Genomic DNA, 20,882 nt, shown 5'->3' on the forward strand with positions numbered 1-20,882 from the left:
ATGATAACTTATGGAAGGAATTAGATATCATGAAGATGTGGATGAGAAAAACGCTTGTTGTGCTCTTTACGATTGCAACTTTTGGTTTAGTCTCTCCTCCGTCGGCTTTGATGACAGACAAGCCTTCTGAACTTTCTTCATCTGATAAAACGCCTTATACAGCTGTTTATGATACATCAGATGAAATGCGCAGCTGGGAACTAACGCAAGAGGAAAGCAAAGAGCAGACAGATCCCTTTGAGCAATATAAGCAAGAGGTGCTGTCAAATGCAGAAAATCAATCCTTTCTCAAATTTGGCCGTAAAATCACACCTGTCATTGAGGACGAGTACAGAGAAGAGATTCAGCCGAAGATTGAACAAGTGTTAACCGACTATTTAACAAATTTCAAAGATGACGAAAAATTTCAAGATGTTGTTTTAACTGATCAGCCTTCAAGTGGAAATGGCGAAAAAATCTTCCACATTTACAACCGCAAGACCGGAGAAGATTTGCTCCGTTTCCATGTCAGAAGAGATCAGCCGCCTCACAGCGGATATTGGTTTAACTTTCATTACCATACAGCAGAAGATGGATTCCAGACGCATCATGAACTCGGTAATATTTACTGGGACAAAAACACCCCGCCGAGCTGGATGAGCCACTAGAAGGAGAGGTCATGCCAATTGAAAAAATATACAATGAACGAAATGGTGCAGATTACAAAACAAATGTTAAACGACCGCGGAGTGAAAATTGAAGATATCGCACACATTGTGCTGAAGCTCCAAGAAAAATATCATCCAAACCTTCCACTTAGTGTCTGTATTGAAAATGTTGAAAAAGTGCTGAATAAAAGAGAAATTGTCCATGCAGTTTTAACAGGACTTGCCCTTGATCAGCTGGCAGAACAAAAACTTTTGCCAGAACCTTTACAGCACTTAGTTGAAACAGATGAGCCGCTATATGGAATTGATGAGATTATTCCGCTTTCCATTGTCAATGTATATGGATCAATCGGTTTGACCAACTTCGGTTATTTAGATAAAGAGAAATTTGGTATTATTCGTGAATTAGATGAGGGCCGTCCAGGTGAAGTGCATACTTTCCTTGATGACCTAGTCGCTGCACTTGCCGCAGCAGCTGCAAGCCGCATTGCTCACTCACACCAAGATATTAAAGATGAAGAGCAGGAACGAGTGAATCAAGTATAAAAAGAAAAACATGTCTGCTCATCATGCAGGCATGTTTTTTTGGTTTCAACAAAAGCAGAAATAAGGTAAACTACAACAAGAACATAAATAAAGGATGAAAAAAATGAAACAATACAAAGAGTTATGCCGTCATGTATTACAGCACGGGGATGAAAAAGGTGACAGAACGGGTACAGGTACAATCAGCACGTTCGGTTACCAGATGAGATTTGATTTACAGGAAGGATTTCCTCTTTTAACAACAAAGAAATTACACCTGAAATCAATCATTCATGAGTTGCTTTGGTTTTTAAAAGGTGATACAAATGTCAAATATCTTCAAGAAAATGGTGTTCGGATTTGGAACGAATGGGCAGATGAAAATGGAGAGCTGGGCCGTGTGTACGGAGCGCAGTGGAGATCATGGGCGAGTGGAGACGGCGAGACCGTGGATCAGATCACAAAGCTGATCCATGATATTGAGCACAACCCGAATTCAAGAAGACTGATCGTCAGTGCTTGGAATCCGGGGGAAATTGATCAAATGGCGCTGCCTCCTTGTCATTGTCTGTTTCAATTTTACGTATCAAACGGGAAGCTTTCCTGCCAGCTATATCAAAGATCGGCAGATATCTTTTTAGGCGTGCCATTTAATATCGCTTCATATGCTCTTCTAACGATGATGATTGCTAAAGTCACAAATCTTGAGCCAGGCGAGTTTATTCATACACTTGGAGATGCTCATATTTACCAAAATCATCTTCCACAGGTGAAAATGCAGCTAGAGCGTGAGGAACGCACGCTTCCTAAGCTTCGCATCACAAGAGATGTAAAGAGCATTTTTGATTTTACGTTTGATGATTTTGTGCTTGAGAACTATGATCCGCATCCGCATATTAAAGGAGAAGTCAGTGTATGATTTCCATGATTGTGGCGACAGGAGAAGACAGAGTCATTGGTCAAGATAATCAAATGCCTTGGCATTTACCAGCAGATTTAGCGTATTTTAAAAAAGTCACAGGCGGACATACGATTGTCATGGGCAGAAAAACCTTTGAATCGATTGGACGAGCACTGCCTAACCGCCGAAACATTGTGCTGACCACAAGTTCTTCTTTTAAAGCAGAAGGATGCGAGGTTGTTCATTCAATTGCTGACGTTTTGGCAATTGCGGAAAGCGAGACAGAGCTATTTATTATTGGCGGGTCTAAGCTGTATGAAGAGATGATGCCATATGCGAATCGTCTCTATATCACGCACATTCACCATGCGTTTGAAGGAGACCGTTATTTCCCGTATTACAATGAAGACGAATGGACGATTGTATCACGCGAAAAAGGCCATCGTGACGAAAAGAACCCCTACAATTATGAATTTGTCGTCTATGACAAAAAAGGATAAGTGAGTAGGAGGAGTACGGTTGTTTCGTTATTGGTTTTTAACGATTTATGTTGTTGTATCCTTTTTAAAAAGTATGAGGCATTTGTACGATCATGAATTAACGGATCCACGCATTTCCTATACGAAACGAATGCATCTCATTCATGAGCATGCAAAAAGGTTTGCCCGGGGATGTATTGATCAATCAGGATCAGTCATGACCATTCATCAGCAAAAGAAGCTGCCAGACTGCCCGGTTATTTATGTCACAAAAGAGCTGAATCCAGTCACGACGACATTATTGATCGGCCACCTTGAGCAGCCAGTTGCTTTTATGGCAAAGCCGAAGCTCTTTCGGTATCCGATTTTAAAACAATGGTTGAAAAAAATGGCGGTCATTCACCAGAATCAAACGGATGAGGTTTTATTAGAAGAAGCAAAGGAAAGAATCATGTCTGGGCAGAGTCTACTGCTTTCAGAAGAGTATCGTCATATTGCAGAGGCGCTTGCTGAAGAATTCGATTGTCCGCTTGTACCGATTGAAACGAGCGGAACGGATCGTCTTTTAATGGGGAAGTTCGTGAAGAGAATGCGTCCTGTTAATGTCGATATTCATATTAAAGCTCCTGTCATGATCAGTGATTACGCACAAAAGCGTGCATAGAAAAACCAGCATCCGAATAGTGGATGCTGGTTTTTTTCATGCAGCAGGAATGTTTACGCAATAGAATAAAATACAGAAGAACATCGATGCACTGCCGCCGAGAACAAAGCTGTGCCAAATCGCATGGTGATAGGGGATTTTCCGCCAAATATAAAAGATGGTTCCGACTGAATATAATATGCCGCCTAACAGTAAGAGTCCAAATCCTGCACCTGTTAATTGGATATAAAGCGGTTTGATGGCAATGATAATCATCCAGCCCATTAATAAATAGACGAGGGTAGATACGATAATAAAGCGTTTGACGAAAAAGATTTTAAAGACAATCCCACCAGCAGCAAGCGCCCATACAATCGCAAGGAGCGTATAGCCGAGTGCACCTTTTAGTGGTCCAAGTAAAAAGGGTGTATATGTACCAGCAATCAATACATAAATAGCCGAGTGGTCGAGGATTTCAAAAATATCTTTTGTTTTTTTGTGCCGAATGCTATGAAGCAAGGTTGAACTTAAATAGAGCAGCAGCATGGATGCACCAAATATCGAAAAGCTGATAATATCTGTGACGGTGCCGTATTGAACAGCGAATAAGACGAGAAACACAATAGCTGGTATGGATAAAATAACACCAATGCCATGTGTAATGGCGTTTGCAATTTCTTCTTTTACAGTAAACAATGGATGTCCTCCTTTTATTGAACCGGTATATAACCATCAAGCGACTTCAGGAATGAAAGACCTTCAAGTGTAATCTTCGTTCCGGCCCTGCCTTTTCCTTTCGTCACGTATGCTTTTTTCTCAAGATCATCTAAGCGGTTTCTCACCTGCTGAGGGGTGAGCGGAATGTCTCCTTGCTTGCTTAGTTCAGACAAGATGCGTCTGCTTGCTGCTTCTCCTTTTTCATTGAGAGATTTAATGGCTTCCAGCAAGAAAACAAACTCTTGTTTTTCCATTAGTGTAAGCTGGTGTTCTTCCTTTTTACCTTTTACGGCTGAGGGAAGAGGTGCTAACACAAAGGGAGGTAAATGATGTAAAAATACCGTGTGGCCCTCGAGTATGGATGCAGCGTAATGAACGATATTTTTGAGCTCTTGCACATTTCCTTCAAATGGATACTGCTGCAAGGCTTCCCAAACACTTGGATCAATGTCAGGAGCCATGTTCAGCTCTTGAAAGAAAGCATTTGTTAACACAGGAATGTCTGTTTTTCGTTCAGCTAAAGCCGGAAGGGCCAAATGAAGAACATTCAAACGATAAAACAGCTCGGGTAAAAAGGTAGAAGAAACCCTGAGTGCCTCTATTGATAAAGACGAAGAAGCGATTACTTTTGTTGCAGGTGATGTTTCTAGAAAGTGAATGACCTTGTGCTGCATAGGAATACTTAATGCGGCGACCTCATCTAAATAAAGAATTTGATTGTTTTTTTCTGTGAAGGCTTTCTGTAAGATTTCTTCATTCAAGATGGGGCAATACATGTGTGTCATTGCTGCGTTCGCCATTTCTTGGGCAAATAGTGTTTTGCCTGTGCCGGTGTCTCCTGTTATTAAGACCGGCTGTTCGTTTTTCGAAAATTGTTTTGCCAGATGAATGGCATGCTTGATGTCTTGATGATCTCCATAAATAGACGTGAACGATTGTGTGGTCATGAGGTGGTTCCTTCCTTTGTGGTTCTAATTGGTTCAATTGTAACACCCAATTAAAACAAATGTACAGGAAAACGAAAAAGTTTATAAAATTTATGATGGATCCGTGATCTATTGGTTTATTTTTTGAATATTCATGTTATAATGACAAATTAAATAAGGTTAAAGAGAAAGGATCTTGTACATGAAACCGTTGCTCAAAGAAAATACGCTAATTCAAGTGAAAGACATCTTAAAAGCCCATCAAAATTTGAAGGATGTAGTCATTCATACACCACTTCAAAAAAATGAGCGACTTTCTGAACGATATGAATGTAATGTCTACTTAAAAAGAGAGGATCTTCAAGTAGTTCGTTCCTTTAAATTAAGAGGCGCCTTTAATAAAATGAGCCAACTTCCAAAAGATAAACTAGAAAATGGCATTGTCTGTGCAAGTGCTGGAAATCACGCACAGGGTGTTGCCTATTCTTGTAAATATTTAGGCATCCACGGGAAAATTTTTATGCCTGCTACGACGCCAAGGCAAAAAGTATCCCAAGTGGAGCTGTTCGGAAAAGAATATGTTGAAATTATTTTAACCGGAGATACGTTTGATGATTCGTATCATGAAGCCGTAAAATGCGGAGATGAAGAAAAGCGCGAATTTATCCATCCGTTTGATGATTTGGATGTGATGGCAGGACAAGGAACGACTGCTGTCGAAATATTAAACGATATCGAAGTGGAGCCTCACTTTTTATTTGCAAGTGTCGGAGGTGGAGGTCTGTTATCTGGTGTTGGTACATATATCAAAAATATCTCACCAGAAACCGAAATCATTGCAGTCGAACCGCTTGGCGCAGCTTCACTGCATGCGTCACATGAGAAGGGCGAGGTTGTGACACTTGATTCGATTGATAAGTTTGTGGACGGAGCAGCGGTTCAGCGGATTGGCGAAAAGACGTTTACATCGCTTCAGTCTGTTGTCGATAAAATCAGTCTAGTACCAGAAGGGAAAGTATGTACAACAATTTTGGAGCTGTATAATCAATGTGCGATTGTAGCAGAACCGGCAGGCGCATTGCCGATCGCAGCATTAGATGCCCATCGCGAGGAGATTAAAGGCAAAAATGTTGTCTGCATTGTCAGTGGAGGAAATAATGACATCGGCAGAATGCAGGAAATCAAAGAACGCTCAATGATCTATGAAGGGCTTCAACATTACTTTATTGTCAATTTCCCGCAAAGAGCAGGAGCACTTCGAGAATTTTTAGATGAAGTGTTAGGACCAAATGACGATATCTCACGCTTTGAATATACGAAAAAGAATAACCGAAGCAAAGGCCCTGCGCTTGTTGGCATCGAATTGAAAGAAAGAGATGACTATGCCGCGCTGATTGAACGGATGGATAAAAAAGGCTTCCACTATGTTGAAGTGAATAAAGATCAAGATTTATTCCACCTATTTATTTAGGCTTAACAGATAATTGGAAAAGAGGATTGATCGTTTGTGCTGCTCAAAACAATATGTTTTAGACGGATGGATGGAGCTCAGATCAAGGTAACAGAAGTCCCTGTTCTAAAGGGAGATGAGACGTATCGTTTCATGCTCACCTTTAGACTTGAAGCTTTCTTGAAAAAAGTCTATGTATCTAATGGAAAGAGAACTGTGTACTCTTTCAGAGAGGATGTGAAACGTAACGTCAAGTGGAGCACATATGAACAGATCTATCAGGAGCCTACACTGAAACACAATGCGTAAGCAGGAATCTTTGTCAAAAGGGGGAAGCAGCCATTTTGAAATGGCTGCCGCTCAGTTTGGCAAGGATTTTTTTCGTGACAAGAAGAAAATGTGACAATTTCAAAAACGTTAAGTCAGTTGTTTTCAAGTGTGCAGGAAATAAGGTAATATCATAAGTAAAGACTAAGACAGCAAGGATGAGACGATAGTGAAACAAATTAAAATTGTAACAGATTCAACTGTGGACCTTCCGCAAGAGAAAATCAATGATCTTTCCATTCACGTGATTCCGCTCAATATCTCCATTTCTGGAGTTGATTATATTGACCGAGTGAATATACAGCCAGATGAATTTATTGAAAAAATGGAGGCCGCTGAGGAACTGCCGAAAACGTCTCAACCTGCGATCGGTCAATTCGTCGAATTATATGAAAAGCTGACGGCAGATGGAAGTGAAGTGATCAGTATCCATTTAACTGGCGGGATGAGTGGTACTGTTCAAACTGCTGAAAGCGCTTCGAAAATGGTAGATGGAAACATCACGGTGATTGATTCGAATTTTATTTCCTATGGATTAGGATTTCAAGTCATCAAAGCAGCAGAACTAGCCAAAAAGGGTGCAAGCCGTGAAGACATTATCACAGAATTAGATAAAATCCGTCTTCAAACAAAGCTATATGTCACAATCGATACATTAGAAAATCTCGTCAAAGGCGGCAGAATTGGAAGAGGAAAGGCGCTGATCGGCTCACTACTTCACATCAAACCAATTGCCAGCTTAACAGACGGGGTATATACGCCAGAAGCGAATGTGAGAAGCTATTCTGCGCTTGTCCGTCATCTGACAAAACAGTATGTACAGGCGGTGAAGGGAAAAACAGTTCAAGCCATTGGGATCGCACATGCAGATGCATTAGAACTCGCTGAAAAGCTAAAAAAAGCGCTGCTTGATCATACACCTGAAGCACTGATTGACATCGCCTACACAACACCGATTATTTCGTGTCATACCGGAAAGGGCGCAATAGGTTTTACTTTTTATACCGATTGATGGAAAAAGGGGATGGGCATATCATGGATAGAAAAAGGGGAGCCTCACTTGGTGCGCTTATGATCATAAGCGTGCTTCTTTTAGTCTCATGTTCAAATGGACAAATCAAAGATGCGTTAAATTATCAAATAGAGCCGTTTGAGTTTGAAAACCAAGATGGTCAAAAGGTGTCATTGGAAGATTTGAAGGGGAAAGTATGGGTAGCAGATTTTATTTTCACAAGCTGTGAAACGATCTGTCCGCCGATGACCGCTCATATGACAGAGCTGCAAAAACGAATAAAAGAAGAAAAATTGGATGCGCATATCATTTCCTTTAGTGTGGACCCAGAGGTCGATTCACCGAAAAAGCTAAAAGAATTTGCAAAAGCCTATCCATTGTCCTTTAAAAATTGGGATTTTCTCACGGGGTATTCACAGTCAGAAATCGAAAAATTCGCAATGAAAAGCTTTAAGACCATTGTCAAAAAACCTGAAGATGAAGACCAAGTGATTCATCAGTCCCTGTTTTTCCTTGTTAATCAAGAAGGGAAAGTGATGAAAAATTATGATGGCGTGCAAAACACACCTTATGATGATATCATCAAGGACATCAAAACGCTGAACCGAAGCTAGCATAAGGATGTTCAAATGGGCGAAAACATGATACACTTTTTTAATCAGAAAAAGGAGGGACATCATCGTTTGAAGGCTCGTTTGATTTTGATTGTGATGTCTCTAGCTTTTGTTCTTTCTGCATGTTCCGCGCAAGAGGCTGGCATAAAGGATAAACTAGAAGACACACAAAACGTAAAAGAACATATTACCATCGCAGCGGTTGGAGATTCCTTAACAGAAGGAATCGGAGATCAAGATAAAAAAGGCTATGCAGGCATGACCCGTGACAAGATAGAAGCGGTCGACGGCGTGCAATCTGTCACATTAAAAAACTATGCCATTAAAGGCAGTAGAACAGTAGATTTGTTAAAAAGATTAAAAGAAAAAAAGGTGCAGGACGGACTGAAAGACGCTGATTATATTTTCTTTACAATCGGCGGGAATGATCTCATGCATGTTGTCCGTCAAAATGTGCTTAATTTGACGTTTGCTCCTTTTAAAAAAGAGCAGGGTCCTTTTGAGGAGCGCTTTAAAACCATTCTTGCTCAACTGAGAGAACAGAATGGCCATGCGAAAATTATGTATGTCAGCATGTACAATCCTTTTAAGTTCAGTTTGTCTGAGCTGCGAGATATTGATGAAGTCGTCAAAGACTGGAATGCCGCTGCCAAAAAGGAACTCAAAAAAGACGGCAATGCGGATATGATCAATGTAGCAGACTTATTTGAAGAAGGTTCTGATGAAAAATTACTGGCAGATGATGATTTCCACCCAAACCAAAAGGGGTACTCTCTTATGGCAAATCGTTTATTCTCCGAAGTGAAAAAAGAAGGACTGCCGAAGGAATAGGGTGAAATAGATGAAAAAATGGAAAAGCTTATTTTTTATTTTACTTGCAATCAATCTATTGATTGTGATTGCCTGCGGTATTTTAATGCTGCTGCCAGGCGGTCAATCCGCTTCAACCAAAGAAGTGAAAAGCGAATATGCTTTTAATATATCCAGCTCAAAAGAATCGCTCACCAGCTTTGTGAATGATTATTTGAAAAATCAAGGATCAAATGATATGCCAGACTTTCATGTAGCGATCGATCAAGATGTGAAAGTAACAGGCGCAATTAAAGCTTTCTCTTCAACGATTGATGCAAACGTCTCATTTACGCCAACTGTTGAAGATAATGGTGATGTGCTTTTGAAAGTGGATGACTTTTCAATTGGACAATTGAGCATTCCAATTAGTTTTGTTTTAAGCTACATGGGTCAGTTCTATGAGCTGCCAGAATTCGTTCATGTAAAACCGGATCAAAAAACGGTTGAAGTGCGCCTTTCAGAAATGCCGCTGACGAATGATATGTATGTCAAAGCGAACAAAATTGATCTACAGAACGATGAAATTGAATTCTCATATTATCATCCAAAGCAATAGAACGTGTGAGTCAGGAGTGAAATCATGAAGCGAGTTTATCAATATTTTAGTTTACTGTCGTTTTTATTTGCTGCGTACTTTGGCATAACAGCTGCCAATGCTTTAAAAGCAGAAAATATCGATCAGTTTTACTTAAATATTGCCTACTGTGCATTATTTCTAGGCACGATGATTCTTGCTTTTGATTTTCAAAAGCAAGAAAAAGCTGAAGATGTCTCGTAAGGAGCCTTTTCCATTGGGAAAGGCTCTTTTTTATATTTGCCGAGACAAGACGACCTTCGCCATAAGTTCTGGCTCTCCGTTAGCAAATCCATGAAGCAGAATCAGGTATGCGCGCTTTGTTTGCAAATGAACTTTGGGGATATCAAGCAGTACACTTTGAGTGCCGGCGGCTTTCAATTCAAAATGATATTTATTCGGGGAGAAATGATGAATGTGGGTACTGTTTACATAATCAAGCTCTTTCGATACGATCCCTTGGTCTCGTTCATATATATCTATAGAAGGAAGGTCCGGAGACAGCTGTACAAATGTAAGTGCTGACAGGTCTTCTTGTTTGATCAAAGTAGTCTGCTGCTCAGTCAGCAGTGCAAAGCCTGCACGAGCACCTGTGATACAGAGTGTATAGACCTGGCCGCTCTTAAATTGAATGCGAGAATGAAGAATTTTTTCATTTGTAGCCAGTTTGAACACTTCTATTTCATACATTCCCTCATCCCACTCCATATAAGCGGTCAAATGGCTGTAAGGCATTGTTTTCATCAGCTGCTTCTGGTTCACATAAACAGCGAGCTCACTGAGATCTGGTGCAGCGTGAAATAATCGAATAAAGGCTTTTGATGAAGGGCTGCTTTGAAGATGCTCATAGGCGGCAGTGAATGGCCGATATGGAAAGTCATGATAAAAGAGCTGCTGCATGTCATCAATCCCTTCTTTCTCATACAATGGTGTTTTTTGTAGCGTATGCATGAAAAAGACGATCTGTATAGGCAAAAGAAGCAAAGAAAAAAGCCTGACGTATTCCGTCAGGCCGGCATGTTAAGAAGGAGAAGAATATTGATGATATTCAGCTAGTTTAATGAACGTTTTTTCATCCTCAATTAAACCGCAAACGCCGCACTGAACCTTCATTTGAGGACCTTGATAGCTCAAGTGAAAAGGAGACAGCTGCTCTCCTTCGTATCTTTCAACAACTGCTCCTGTCGCTGGATCTAGCTTGACAGGTTCTGAAAGCTGCTCAATGAGATTAAAGCGCGTTCTGTTTGTTTTACAGTTTGGACAAAGATAAGGGCTTGTCATGGTTCATTCCACCTCTTTTTATCCGTAGCATGTCCTAAGCGCTAAAATCTATGCTTAATCCTTTTGACTTTTATCCAGCTTTTTGAATAATTTGATCATCGTTTTGAGTTCTTCGTCATCAAATGACTCAAATCGCTCCATAAAGTATTCTGTTTTCTTTTTCTCAAAATGCTCAGTAATTTCCTTACCCTTATCGGTTAAGTGGATTTTGATAATGCGGCGGTCCTCTTTTGAACGGATACGGGTGATCCAGCCTTTTTCTACGAGTGTGTCAGTCACAGCGGTAATATGACTTGCTGACACTCCAAGAATGGAAGCGAATTCCGTTACTTTTTTTGCACCTTGCTCACGGAGCAGATTTAAAATAAGAAATTCATTCCGAGATAATTCGTTTTCGAGCAGGCTGTTAATTTCATAACGGATCTGCTTAAATACGGTTCTCAGTAAAGTGTCCATTTCGTACATCATTTGTTTTCTTTGTTCCAATCATTAAACCCCCATTATATTTTAAAGATACGACAGAATGCTTTCTTTTATTTTAGGTATACAAGTCGTATCATTTTCATTATTTTTTATCATGTTATAATATGATGATACCATTTTTTAAATGAAGGGGGCACTAATATGTCTGAAAAACAAGAATTAGCCACATTTGCAGGAGGCTGCTTCTGGTGTATGGTTAAACCTTTTGATGAACAGCCGGGCATTATCAAAGTTGAATCAGGGTATACTGGCGGACATACAGTGAATCCGACCTATGAGGAAGTATGTACAAATACAACGGGACATAGAGAGGCGGTTCAAATTACGTTTGATCCTGACGTGTTCCCGTATGAGAAGTTGCTAGAACTGTATTGGCAGCAAATAGACCCAACGGACGATGGCGGGCAATTTGGTGATAGAGGAGAATCTTACCGTACTGGTATTTATGTTCATCATGACGAGCAGCGAAAGCTAGCGGAAGCATCGAAAGAGCAGCTGAGCCAAAGCGGCATTTTCAAAAAGCCAATCGTGACAGAAATTTTAGATGCAGGTCCTTTTTATACAGCAGAGGAATATCATCAGCATTATTATAAGAAAAACAAAATGCACTACGAACGATATCATGTCGGTTCGGGCAGAGCCGGTTTTATTGAGTCCCATTGGAGTGATAAGTAATGTCAAATGAAAAAGAAAAGCGTATAAAAGAATTAAACCGCATGCAGTACGAAGTCACGCAAAATAATGGTACAGAGCCGCCATTTCAAAATGAATTTTGGGATCATAAAGAAGAAGGTATTTATGTGGATATCATTTCAGGAAAGCCGCTGTTTTCTTCTTTAGATAACTTTGATGCCCACTGCGGCTGGCCAAGTTTTACAAAACCGCTTGAAGAGGAAGAAGTAGCAGAGAAGGTTGATACGAGTCATGGAATGGTGCGGACAGAGGTTCGCAGCAAAACAGCTGATTCTCATCTTGGCCATGTTTTTCCTGATGGACCAGGGCCAAACGGTCTTCGGTATTGTATTAACTCAGCCGCTTTGAAGTTTATCCCAAAGGATGATCTTGAAAAAGAAGGTTACGGGGATTTGAAACATCTATTTGATTGATCCATTTAAAAATCGTCACATGGAAAGCATTTGCTTCCGTGTGACGATTTTTTATTTTTTATGATGTGTATGATGTAATTGTTCAATGATGTGGAACAGCTTTTCTTTTGTAATGAGCGGTGCTTCTTTTGATGTGTAATTCGTTAAATCGACCTTTTGAAAGGAAGGGTGCAAATGTGGCCTCGGTAAAATGGCATAAAATTGTTCATGTTCAAAGAGTGCATCTGCTTCGTGCGGGAATGTGAGCTCCTCGTGAAGCTTCTCGCCAGGTCTTTTTCCGACAACGAGAATAGCCGGAGATTTAACATTGATTTGGGCGGCATATTCATGAAATGCTTTTAAGAGATCGGCAAGCTGTAAGGACTCCATCTTGAGAATGAAGGTTTCGCCGCCTTTCATCATGATTGCTGCTTGAAGTGTGAGGGAAACAGCTTCTTCAATGGACATAAAAAAACGTGTCATATGAGGATCAGTCACGGTCAAAGGTTTTTCATTTAATAGCTGCTGGAGCATGATCGGAATGACGGAACCTCTAGATCCAAGCACATTGCCAAAGCGTACAGAGCAAAACTTGGTTTTTTGATTCGGAATACTTTCGTTTGCTTGGAAAAATAGTTTTTCTGAAATCAATTTTGTTGCACCCATGGCATTAGTCGGAGAAACCGCTTTGTCAGTTGAAATGTTGACAACATGACTCACTTCATGTTCGAGGGCGGCTTCAATGACGTGCTGCCCGCCGATGATATTCGTTTGAACGGCTTCGAACGGATTATCTTCACAAGTGGGTACTTGTTTTAAGGCCGCTGCATGAAAAATGATATCCACACCTTTGACGAGCTGTCTCACGCGGCTTGCATCCCGGACATCTCCTAAAGCGAATACGACCTCTGGATGATCTGCGTACTCATTTTTCATCATGTATTGTTTGCTGTCATCTTTACTGAAGACGATTACCTTTTTTGGAGAGCAGCTTGTTAATTTATTCACGATTTGCCGGCCGATGGATCCTGTTCCGCCTGTAACTAATATCGTTTTGTCACGAAAAAAGGTCTTCAAAGTCGTTTCTATCTGATTGGACATATCTAATCCCCCAACTCTCATTTCTCTACTTTGCATCATATGTGAAAGAGCGGCATTCGTTTGAGGAAAAGAACCACTTCATGTATAAATTAGGTGAACAAATTATAACCATCTGCTTACCGTCTTAATAGAATATGGAGAGATAAGAGATTAACTAGAAAAACGAGAGACCTGAATACTTCAGTACTGCGATCAGCTCGGTCAGAGAAGAAAATTGTAAGGGAGCTGTGCGCGAGGGGAGAAGAGAAGACATGTATAGGGGAAATCGTATTTTAGCCATGATACCTGCATTTAGAAGTACCGACGGCCAGCATGATGAACATATACGCATATTGGCAGAGCGGCCGCTTATCTATTGGACCATTCAGCCGCTTTTGCAAATGATTGAGTTAGATGAAGTCATCGTCTCCTCAGAGGATGTCAATACGCAAATCATTTCATCTCACTACGGAGCAAATGTGATTGAACTGCCAAGTACACATGTAACAGAACAAACGCCGTCGCTGTTAGCTGTGAAGCATGCGCTTGCTTATTTAGAGCGGGAGGGGAAAACCTTTGATATTGTGCTATTTCTGCAGCCATCGTCTCCTCTAAGACAGCCGGCAGATATCGAGAAGTGCTTGCAGCTTTTAGTGGAGGGGGGATATGACTGCACCGCATCTTTTACAGAGGCGTTAGAAAACCCAAATGAAACTTGGACACTGCATGAAAACAATGAAGCTACTTTATATAAGGACAATCATTACTTTTTCATGCCAAAGCATGAGCAGCCATATACGTATGGCCGGCTAAATGGTGCGGTATATGCTTTTCATGCTCATTATGCCAAAGAATGCATTCATTCCTTTTTAGAAGGGTCTGTTGGAGCATATATGATGGATCACACGCGGTCGCTTGTGGTGAAACAGGAGGCGGACCGGAAAAAGGCAGAGCACGTCTTATTGGCTCGCCGAGATGCAGAAGATCATGCATAAGCTGACCTTCAACAAGAAAAAGCGCCCAGTTATAGGGCGCTTTTTACGATTTCATAAAGCCTTTGCGGCATCGTATCAAATGTATTCCAGCGAACGGCTTGCTCGTAGTTGTTCAGTGCGGCCGCCTTTCTTTCACCTGCATTTGACCCATAGTAATCCACCTGTTTGATCAAATCGTCCTCATCTTTGTAAAAAGCAAAGCTTGAAAAAGCAGGCGGCGGATGTAGATCCGTCAATTGAAAACTTCCAGTTGCAGCAATGTCAAATGCTCTGTTATTGAGGCTCATATTTTGAATCATGGCTTTATTTTTGTTATATACAAATTGAGACGGCCTATGCGGATTCAGGACAATCGCTGTCTGCTGATAGATGTCCGCCATTTGCTGAGGACTCAGCCAATTCGTTATAAGGGTGAAATCACGATAATGTCTCCGTGATTTATTTAAGTGACGGTGCCATTCCTTACCTGCAACGAGAATACGCCATTTGTTTTGCTTTAAGAGTGTATCGATGACTTTGATTCGGTTGGGATAAGGGTAGCCAATGAGTGCAATGTCAAACGTGCACATCTCATCTGGTGATTCATTTTTCTGAAAGACACGTGTATTTGTCGGAATGGGAAAGTAGTGTGTATTTTCGGCGCCTAATTGTTTGTAAAATGGCAAAATCCCTTCATCAATCGTTAAGATAAGCTGAGCATCACGTGCGCAAGCAGCTGATATATCAGTATAAAAAGGATCTTCTGTCATCCAAAGAACAATCGGAATTTTTTCTTGTTTGAATTGATGAAGTACATCTTTCGGAACATGATCACCGATCATCATCAAAACAAAATCCGGAGAAAATGTCCGGATTTTGTGCATGTTAGTGGGTAGAGATTCTCTATCAATCTTTACACATGAAAAGGGGGAATCAATGAAGCTTTCTTCTACCCATTGATCAAATATGTGATAGATTCCGCCGTAGCCAGAACTGATATAAAGAAGCTTCATGATGACCCTCTCACATTAAGATGTGAATGTAACACTTTCAACTTTATCTACATCTAAAAGAGTCGTTGCTGAGCCGGTAGGTGTGACAGAGCTTTCTTGTGTAACAAATACAACACCTGTTGAAGCATCGAATGATACAAATTGAACTGGCCCAATTAAATCTCCTGAGTCAGTGACAATACTAATGACTGTTCCTGGTGCAAGTCTTGCAAAGATCCATCTTGCTGGCTGAGATACATCGAGTGTTGTAGCAGAATCTGAAGGTGATGCCTCAGCTGCCACTTCACTTAATAAATCGTTCAATTTCTCTTCCACTTGAACTCCTCCTTCTTCGAGATTAGCTGTTAATGCATGAGTAATTGGTTTGAAAAACACTTTCAATAGTTCTTTTTTTAATTCAGCACGCTTTTCGCTCATTTTTTCCCCATCCTTTCTTCATCAATTCAAACTCACCCCTATGTATATGCCGTTCATTTTTTTTGGCATAAGCAGAACGCTGATTCCTGATTCTTTTTTTCAATTAATCACTTCACACATTTTTAAAAATGTTTTCAAATGCTGAGGCTAAATGAAGTGGCGCTCATACTCTAGTAAAGATTAAATGTGAAGAGAGAGGGATTATGAATGGAATTTGAACAATTATTAGATGGTTGGAACGAAGAATTACTAGAGTCGGAAGGAGTGCTTGAAGTCATCTTGATTTTACTTCTTCTTCGCCTTTTAGAAGAAAGTGAGGAAGAGAATGTGTCAGACATCAAAGAATTACTTCGTCCATGGCTTGAGCTTGGCATTCCAGTGCCGCGTGTTCATTTGGTCAATGGAGATGTACTTCAAAACGTGGTTGTCGTGCAATTGCTTGATACGGTCGCGGTCTTTAAAAACGCGACAAATCAGCTAAGAGTGAGTGTTCCTTTTGTGAACATTGTCAGCTGGGGGGCATTTTAAACTAATCAAAAAGGATAATGATCATGAAAGTATCGGTGATTTTAACAAGCTACAATAAACCAGATTTCATTGATCGTGTGCTAAAGAGTATGGTAGAACAAACGTATCCGTATTGGGAGCTTTTGATTATGGATGATGGCTCAGAACAGGGCACCATTCAAAAGATCCAGCCGTATTTAAGTGATGAGCGCATTCAGCTGTATTCGCACACGGTTCATCCGGCAAAACGGCTGTTAACCGCACGATATGCGACGCTTATTAATGAAGCATTAACCCGTATAACAGGTGAGCTCATTTGTTATTTAACTGATGATACCGTGTACCATAAAGATCGTTTGCTTAAAATGGTGGATGTTTTTCGGTCGAAGCCTCATATAGATATTGTGTATTCCTCGCAGCGGGTTGTGCATGTGAATCAGCATTTAGTGGAAACGATGAGTTTTGTTCGAGAAGCAGATCAAATCTTAGAGCATGCGTCCTTTCAAGTGGACCATTGTTCGGTCATGCACAGAAGCCGCTTGCTTCCACTGATTCATGAAAAATACGGACAATATTGGGATGATGAGCCAAAGCACTGGCATCATGCAGATTCTGTTTTTTGGATGAGGCTGAATCATTTCGCTTCGTTTTTTCCATTAAAAGCTGTACTGGATACAACGTATAAAACGCCCCATTCCTTTCATCATCAGTTTTCGAGTATGCCGTATGATTTAATTGACGGAACGATCATTGAAAAAGAAGGGGATTATTATCAAATCGCAGACGGGAAACTTCATGGAATTGAAAAGCGCTGGATCAATGAAAAGAACAGGCGTGCGATCCGTGTTCCGCTATTATGTGAGATGAAATATGAAATAAAAGAGAAGCTGGCAGTACCCAATTATACAGTCGTCACCGCAGATCAGGGGAAAACGTTCTTTTATATTGAAAAACAGAAAAAAAGAAGGTTTGCTTCAAAACGTGACGTGCAATATTTTCAGTTTCACCCAAAGGAGATCTATACGATTTCAAATGACCAGCTTCAGTCATTTGAGGATGGCGATATCATCAAAGTTTCTCCTGTATTCAGTCCGCCAAACAGGCGGCTGTTTAAATGGAAACAAGATGTTTATTTACTTGTGCATCATGCCTTTTGCCGTATTGATCCTGAGGTGGTGAAGCGGTTTGCTTTTTATCATCAGCCGATTAAGCTGTACCCGTCCCAATTTACGTTATTTCAGGAAGGAAAGTCGATTGTTCCGCTGTATAGGGAATCGCTGCAAGAATTCGATATGTCTCTTTATCAGACATCCGGGCGAAAGCACTCCTCATAAGAGGGGTGCTTTTTAAAATTTTTGCAGGAAGTAGAAAGGAAAAAGCGAAACATGAAAAAGACAGGGAACCATTTAGAAATAATCAAGCCGCTGAAAACTCGGCAATTGATGCCGGTTTTTTGGCACTGAAAGTGAGGGGGAAAGAATGGGGAAAGTTGTCGAAAGAGCAGATTGGTTTGAATTAATTTTAGAAGCCATCGATGAAGCCATTCACGTTGTAGATGATCAAGGGATGACGATTTTTTACAATCATAATGCCGCTAAGTTTGACTGTTTACAAAAAGAAGAGGTGATTGGCAAGTACATCCTTGATGTGTATCCCTCTTTAACTGAAAAAACAAGTACGCTTATGCATGTGTTGAGAACAGGAAAGCCCATTTATCATTCGCTGCAAACCTATTTGAATAAAAACGGAGAAAAAATTGAAACAGTGAACACGACATTGCCTATTATTGAAGATAACGAGTTAATAGGTGCGGTCGAAGTCGCAAAAGATGTATCCAAGCTGTCAGCCCTTTCCAATCGTTTAGATCAAAAAAAGCGAACATATGACGTGGCTGGGGTAGAACAAATGCATGATTTTGCTTCATTTTTAACAAATGATCCGCTTTTAAAAGAAATGCTTGAAAGGGCAAAAAAAGCAGCTGCTTATCCGTCATCAGTTGTTGTCTACGGAGAAACTGGGACAGGAAAAGAAGTGCTTGTTCAAGCCATTGTCCATGAATCTGACCGAAAAAACCAAGTGTTTATTCCGCAAAACTGCGCAGCACTCCCAGAAACATTACTTGAAAGTCTATTGTTTGGATCTGTCAAAGGGAGCTATACGGGCGCAATCGATCGCAAGGGACTTTTCGAATTGGCTGATGGGGGCACGCTTTTTCTTGATGAGCTCCAAGCGATGCCGCTCACGCTTCAGACGAAATTATTACGTGTGTTAGAGGATGGCGTTGTCCGCCGCATCGGTGATGCAAAGTCCATTCAAGTGGATGTTCGGCTCATTACTGCGCTCAATATGGACCCATTTGAAGCAGTGAAAAAGCAAATTTTAAGAGAAGATTTATTTTATAGACTGCATGTATCATCTTTTCATATTCCGCCGCTTCGTGAGAGAAAGCAAGATATCACGCTGCTATCCCGCCACTTCATTCAAACCTATCATCAGCAGTTTTCAAAAAACGTCACACGCCTTTCTGAAGAAACGGAACGATTGTTTATGGCGCACCACTGGCCTGGGAATGTTAGAGAATTAAAACATACGATAGAGCATGCCGTGTTGATGATGCCAAAGGAAGCGGAAGAGATCACCCCTCTATACCTTCCGGCTCATTTACGTGAGCAAAAACTGGAAAGGGAAACATCTGAATCCTCCTTAAAAAATCAAGTGTCTTCATTTGAACAAACATTGATTCAAGAAGCTTTACATCAGCATAATGGGAATATTAAAAAAACCGCCGCCGCCTTAAAAATCCCTCGACAAACGCTGCAATATAAACTGAAGAAATATGCAGATGCCGAAATCTAGGCACAGCATCCAATTGAATATGACGGGTAAAGCTCATTTTGTAAAGAATAGGGGCATTTTCCCATGTTGGCACATAACTTGCATAGTATAAAGTGAATGCTGATAGGGGGAATGGATATGAATCAGAAATTGTATGAACCGGCGCGTCACTGGAAGGACATTGAGCTTTGGAAGGATGTACCTGAGGAAAAGTGGAACGACTGGATTTGGCAGCTGACGCATACCGTGAAAACGCTTGAGGATTTAGAAAAAATCGTAAACTTAACAGAAGAGGAACGAGAAGGGGTGAAGATTTCCACCAAAACCATTCCACTCAACATTACACCCTACTATGCCTCACTGATGAATCCAGACGATCCAAGATGTCCAATACGTATGCAATCTGTGCCAATTGCAGAAGAGCTTCATAAAACAAAATATGATCTGGAAGACCCGCTGCATGAAGATGAGGACTCACCTGTCCCGGGGCTCACACACCGGTACCCAGATCGCGTGTTGTTTCTTGTGACAAATCAGTGCTCGATGTACTGCCGCTATTGTACGAGAAGACGTTTTTCCGGTCAGATTGGTATGGGTGTGCCGAAAAAGCAATTAGATGCTGCCATTGGATATATTAGAGAAACACCTGAGGTGCGGGACGTGTTAATTTCTGGCGGAGATGGACTGTTAATCAATGATCAAGTGCTTGAATACATTTTGAAAAACTTGCGAGACATTCCGCACGTTGAGATCATTCGGATTGGAACCCGCGCGCCGGTTGTCTTTCCGCAGCGTATAACAGATGAGCTGTGCGAGATATTGAAAAAATATCACCCAGTTTGGCTGAATACTCACTTCAACACAAGTATTGAAATTACAAAAGAAGCAAAGGAAGCGTGCGAACGTCTTGTGAATGCCGGTGTCCCTGTAGGGAATCAGGCCGTCATCCTTGCAGGTATTAACGACAGTGTGCCGATTATGAAGAAGCTGATGCACGACCTTGTGAAGATTCGGGTCAGACCATATTATATTTATCAATGTGATTTATCTGAGGGCATTGGCCACTTTAGAACGCCGGTATCAAAAGGGCTTGAAATCATTGAAGGCTTAAGAGGACATACAAGTGGTTATGCAGTGCCAAGCTTTGTGGTAGATGCGCCAGGAGGCGGAGGGAAAATTACCTTACAGCCAAATTATTTATTATCGCAAAGCCCTGATAAAGTCGTCCTTCGTAACTTTGAAGGTGTCATCACCTCTTATCCAGAACCAGAGCATTACGTCGCAGGCCAGGCAGATGCGTATTTCAATGAAATTTATGAAGAAAAACAAGAACCAGCAATTGGTATTACCGCACTATTTGAGGATGAAGCAAGATCGTTTACGCCTGAGAATTTAAATCGAATGAAACGTAGAGAAGCATATGAGACAAATCCTGAGCATGACACACTCAAAAACAAACGTGAAAAACGGGATGAATTAAAAGAGAAGAAATATCAAGCGCAGCTCAAAAAAGAACAAACCGTGAAGGAGGAGAAATAGC

The 20,882-nt window shown here is 40.9% G+C and carries 28 protein-coding genes; 20 read left to right on the forward strand and 8 right to left on the reverse strand.

Features of this window, described 5'->3' with window-relative positions:
• The first annotated feature begins 29 nt into the window (after window positions 1-29).
• The 5 genes from AOQ70_RS17935 (at window position 30) to AOQ70_RS17955 (ending at window position 3,216) form a co-directional block, all read left to right on the forward strand.
• Window positions 30-647: a YpjP family protein gene (locus AOQ70_RS17935; RefSeq protein WP_059377775.1), complete on the forward strand. Its 618-nt coding sequence runs from the start codon at window positions 30-32 to the stop codon at window positions 645-647.
• Window positions 648-665: 18 nt separating this feature from the next.
• The gene (locus AOQ70_RS17940) at window positions 666-1,193 is read left to right on the forward strand and encodes a phosphatidylglycerophosphatase A family protein (RefSeq protein ID WP_047203262.1); all 528 of its coding nucleotides are present in this window, start codon (window positions 666-668) and stop codon (window positions 1,191-1,193) included.
• 103 nt (window positions 1,194-1,296) lie between these two features.
• A complete protein-coding gene (locus AOQ70_RS17945) occupies window positions 1,297-2,091 on the forward strand; it encodes a thymidylate synthase (protein ID WP_041085780.1) in 795 nt (264 codons plus the stop codon).
• Window positions 2,088-2,573 carry a type 3 dihydrofolate reductase gene (folA, locus tag AOQ70_RS17950; RefSeq protein ID WP_059377778.1) on the forward strand — a complete coding sequence of 162 codons (486 nt, stop codon included), beginning with the start codon at window positions 2,088-2,090 and terminating at the stop codon, window positions 2,571-2,573. Before AOQ70_RS17945 ends, folA begins: the two co-directional genes overlap by 4 nt.
• A gap of 19 nt (window positions 2,574-2,592) precedes the next feature.
• The gene (locus AOQ70_RS17955) at window positions 2,593-3,216 is read left to right on the forward strand and encodes a lysophospholipid acyltransferase family protein (protein WP_059377780.1); all 624 of its coding nucleotides are present in this window, start codon (window positions 2,593-2,595) and stop codon (window positions 3,214-3,216) included.
• A gap of 36 nt (window positions 3,217-3,252) precedes the next feature.
• On the opposite strand, the gene trhA is transcribed toward AOQ70_RS17955, so the two are convergent.
• Window positions 3,253-3,891 (reverse strand): PAQR family membrane homeostasis protein TrhA, encoded by a 639-nt coding sequence (gene trhA / locus AOQ70_RS17960; RefSeq protein ID WP_024428144.1) that lies wholly within the window; start codon window positions 3,889-3,891, stop codon window positions 3,253-3,255.
• 14 nt (window positions 3,892-3,905) lie between these two features.
• Entirely contained in the window at window positions 3,906-4,859 is a 954-nt protein-coding gene (locus tag AOQ70_RS17965) for a sigma 54-interacting transcriptional regulator (RefSeq protein WP_059377783.1), read from the reverse strand.
• 181 nt (window positions 4,860-5,040) lie between these two features.
• Between AOQ70_RS17965 and ilvA the strand changes: the two genes are divergently transcribed.
• From ilvA to ypmT, 7 genes are all read left to right on the forward strand, one after another.
• The gene (gene ilvA / locus AOQ70_RS17970; RefSeq protein ID WP_025093104.1) at window positions 5,041-6,309 is read left to right on the forward strand and encodes a threonine ammonia-lyase IlvA; all 1,269 of its coding nucleotides are present in this window, start codon (window positions 5,041-5,043) and stop codon (window positions 6,307-6,309) included.
• A 36-nt stretch (window positions 6,310-6,345) separates the two neighbouring features.
• On the forward strand, window positions 6,346-6,597 hold the full coding sequence (locus AOQ70_RS17975; protein WP_059377786.1) for a YpmP family protein: 252 nt from the start codon (window positions 6,346-6,348) through the stop codon (window positions 6,595-6,597).
• Between the two features lie 187 nt (window positions 6,598-6,784).
• Entirely contained in the window at window positions 6,785-7,627 is an 843-nt protein-coding gene (locus tag AOQ70_RS17980; RefSeq protein WP_024428148.1) for a DegV family protein, read from the forward strand.
• A gap of 23 nt (window positions 7,628-7,650) precedes the next feature.
• Window positions 7,651-8,241 (forward strand): SCO family protein, encoded by a 591-nt coding sequence (locus AOQ70_RS17985; RefSeq protein ID WP_058838899.1) that lies wholly within the window; start codon window positions 7,651-7,653, stop codon window positions 8,239-8,241.
• Between the two features lie 69 nt (window positions 8,242-8,310).
• Complete coding sequence (locus AOQ70_RS17990; protein ID WP_058838922.1) at window positions 8,311-9,072, forward strand: SGNH/GDSL hydrolase family protein; 762 nt, start codon at window positions 8,311-8,313, stop codon at window positions 9,070-9,072.
• A 10-nt stretch (window positions 9,073-9,082) separates the two neighbouring features.
• Window positions 9,083-9,649 carry a YpmS family protein gene (locus AOQ70_RS17995; protein ID WP_041085768.1) on the forward strand — a complete coding sequence of 189 codons (567 nt, stop codon included), beginning with the start codon at window positions 9,083-9,085 and terminating at the stop codon, window positions 9,647-9,649.
• Window positions 9,650-9,673: 24 nt separating this feature from the next.
• On the forward strand, window positions 9,674-9,871 hold the full coding sequence (ypmT, locus tag AOQ70_RS18000) for a protein YpmT (protein WP_024422723.1): 198 nt from the start codon (window positions 9,674-9,676) through the stop codon (window positions 9,869-9,871).
• Window positions 9,872-9,901: 30 nt separating this feature from the next.
• Here ypmT and AOQ70_RS18005 read toward each other — a convergent pair whose 3' ends face one another.
• From AOQ70_RS18005 to AOQ70_RS18015, 3 genes are all read right to left on the reverse strand, one after another.
• Complete coding sequence (locus tag AOQ70_RS18005; RefSeq protein WP_059377792.1) at window positions 9,902-10,567, reverse strand: DUF4397 domain-containing protein; 666 nt, start codon at window positions 10,565-10,567, stop codon at window positions 9,902-9,904.
• Between the two features lie 120 nt (window positions 10,568-10,687).
• A complete protein-coding gene (locus AOQ70_RS18010; RefSeq protein WP_024422721.1) occupies window positions 10,688-10,948 on the reverse strand; it encodes a hypothetical protein in 261 nt (86 codons plus the stop codon).
• Between the two features lie 54 nt (window positions 10,949-11,002).
• Window positions 11,003-11,434, reverse strand: coding sequence for a MarR family transcriptional regulator (locus AOQ70_RS18015; RefSeq protein WP_007500780.1), 432 nt, complete (start codon window positions 11,432-11,434; stop codon window positions 11,003-11,005).
• Window positions 11,435-11,572: 138 nt separating this feature from the next.
• On the opposite strand from AOQ70_RS18015, the gene msrA reads away from it, so the two are divergent.
• Entirely contained in the window at window positions 11,573-12,106 is a 534-nt protein-coding gene (gene msrA / locus AOQ70_RS18020) for a peptide-methionine (S)-S-oxide reductase MsrA (protein ID WP_059377793.1), read from the forward strand.
• Window positions 12,106-12,537 (forward strand): peptide-methionine (R)-S-oxide reductase MsrB, encoded by a 432-nt coding sequence (gene msrB, locus AOQ70_RS18025; protein WP_059377796.1) that lies wholly within the window; start codon window positions 12,106-12,108, stop codon window positions 12,535-12,537. Before msrA ends, msrB begins: the two co-directional genes overlap by 1 nt.
• A gap of 51 nt (window positions 12,538-12,588) precedes the next feature.
• Here the strand turns inward: msrB and AOQ70_RS18030 are convergent, their stop codons facing one another.
• Complete coding sequence (locus tag AOQ70_RS18030) at window positions 12,589-13,617, reverse strand: SDR family NAD(P)-dependent oxidoreductase (RefSeq protein WP_059377797.1); 1,029 nt, start codon at window positions 13,615-13,617, stop codon at window positions 12,589-12,591.
• 251 nt (window positions 13,618-13,868) lie between these two features.
• Between AOQ70_RS18030 and AOQ70_RS18035 the strand changes: the two genes are divergently transcribed.
• Window positions 13,869-14,591 (forward strand): acylneuraminate cytidylyltransferase family protein, encoded by a 723-nt coding sequence (locus AOQ70_RS18035; protein WP_058838903.1) that lies wholly within the window; start codon window positions 13,869-13,871, stop codon window positions 14,589-14,591.
• 29 nt (window positions 14,592-14,620) lie between these two features.
• On the opposite strand, the gene AOQ70_RS18040 is transcribed toward AOQ70_RS18035, so the two are convergent.
• Window positions 14,621-15,583 (reverse strand): CgeB family protein, encoded by a 963-nt coding sequence (locus AOQ70_RS18040; RefSeq protein ID WP_059377799.1) that lies wholly within the window; start codon window positions 15,581-15,583, stop codon window positions 14,621-14,623.
• A 15-nt stretch (window positions 15,584-15,598) separates the two neighbouring features.
• Window positions 15,599-16,000 carry a hypothetical protein gene (locus AOQ70_RS18045; RefSeq protein ID WP_039179354.1) on the reverse strand — a complete coding sequence of 134 codons (402 nt, stop codon included), beginning with the start codon at window positions 15,998-16,000 and terminating at the stop codon, window positions 15,599-15,601.
• A gap of 207 nt (window positions 16,001-16,207) precedes the next feature.
• On the opposite strand from AOQ70_RS18045, the gene cgeC reads away from it, so the two are divergent.
• The 5 genes from cgeC to ablA all read left to right on the forward strand — a co-directional run bounded on the left by cgeC (window position 16,208) and on the right by ablA (window position 20,881).
• Window positions 16,208-16,528, forward strand: coding sequence for a spore maturation protein CgeC (gene cgeC / locus AOQ70_RS18050; RefSeq protein ID WP_059377802.1), 321 nt, complete (start codon window positions 16,208-16,210; stop codon window positions 16,526-16,528).
• 17 nt (window positions 16,529-16,545) lie between these two features.
• A complete protein-coding gene (locus AOQ70_RS18055) occupies window positions 16,546-17,841 on the forward strand; it encodes a glycosyltransferase family 2 protein (protein ID WP_059377804.1) in 1,296 nt (431 codons plus the stop codon).
• Between the two features lie 5 nt (window positions 17,842-17,846).
• Window positions 17,847-18,026: a hypothetical protein gene (locus tag AOQ70_RS18060; RefSeq protein WP_059377806.1), complete on the forward strand. Its 180-nt coding sequence runs from the start codon at window positions 17,847-17,849 to the stop codon at window positions 18,024-18,026.
• Entirely contained in the window at window positions 17,987-19,363 is a 1,377-nt protein-coding gene (locus tag AOQ70_RS18065; RefSeq protein ID WP_059377808.1) for a sigma-54 interaction domain-containing protein, read from the forward strand. Before AOQ70_RS18060 ends, AOQ70_RS18065 begins: the two co-directional genes overlap by 40 nt.
• Before the next feature lie 117 nt (window positions 19,364-19,480).
• On the forward strand, window positions 19,481-20,881 hold the full coding sequence (gene ablA / locus AOQ70_RS18070; RefSeq protein ID WP_059377813.1) for a lysine 2,3-aminomutase: 1,401 nt from the start codon (window positions 19,481-19,483) through the stop codon (window positions 20,879-20,881).
• The last annotated feature ends 1 nt before the right edge of the window (window position 20,882 follow it).

The sequence above is a fragment of the Bacillus sp. AM 13(2015) genome (assembly GCF_001518755.1).
In the GTDB taxonomy this organism is placed as follows: Bacteria; Bacillota; Bacilli; order Bacillales; family Bacillaceae; genus Bacillus; species Bacillus safensis.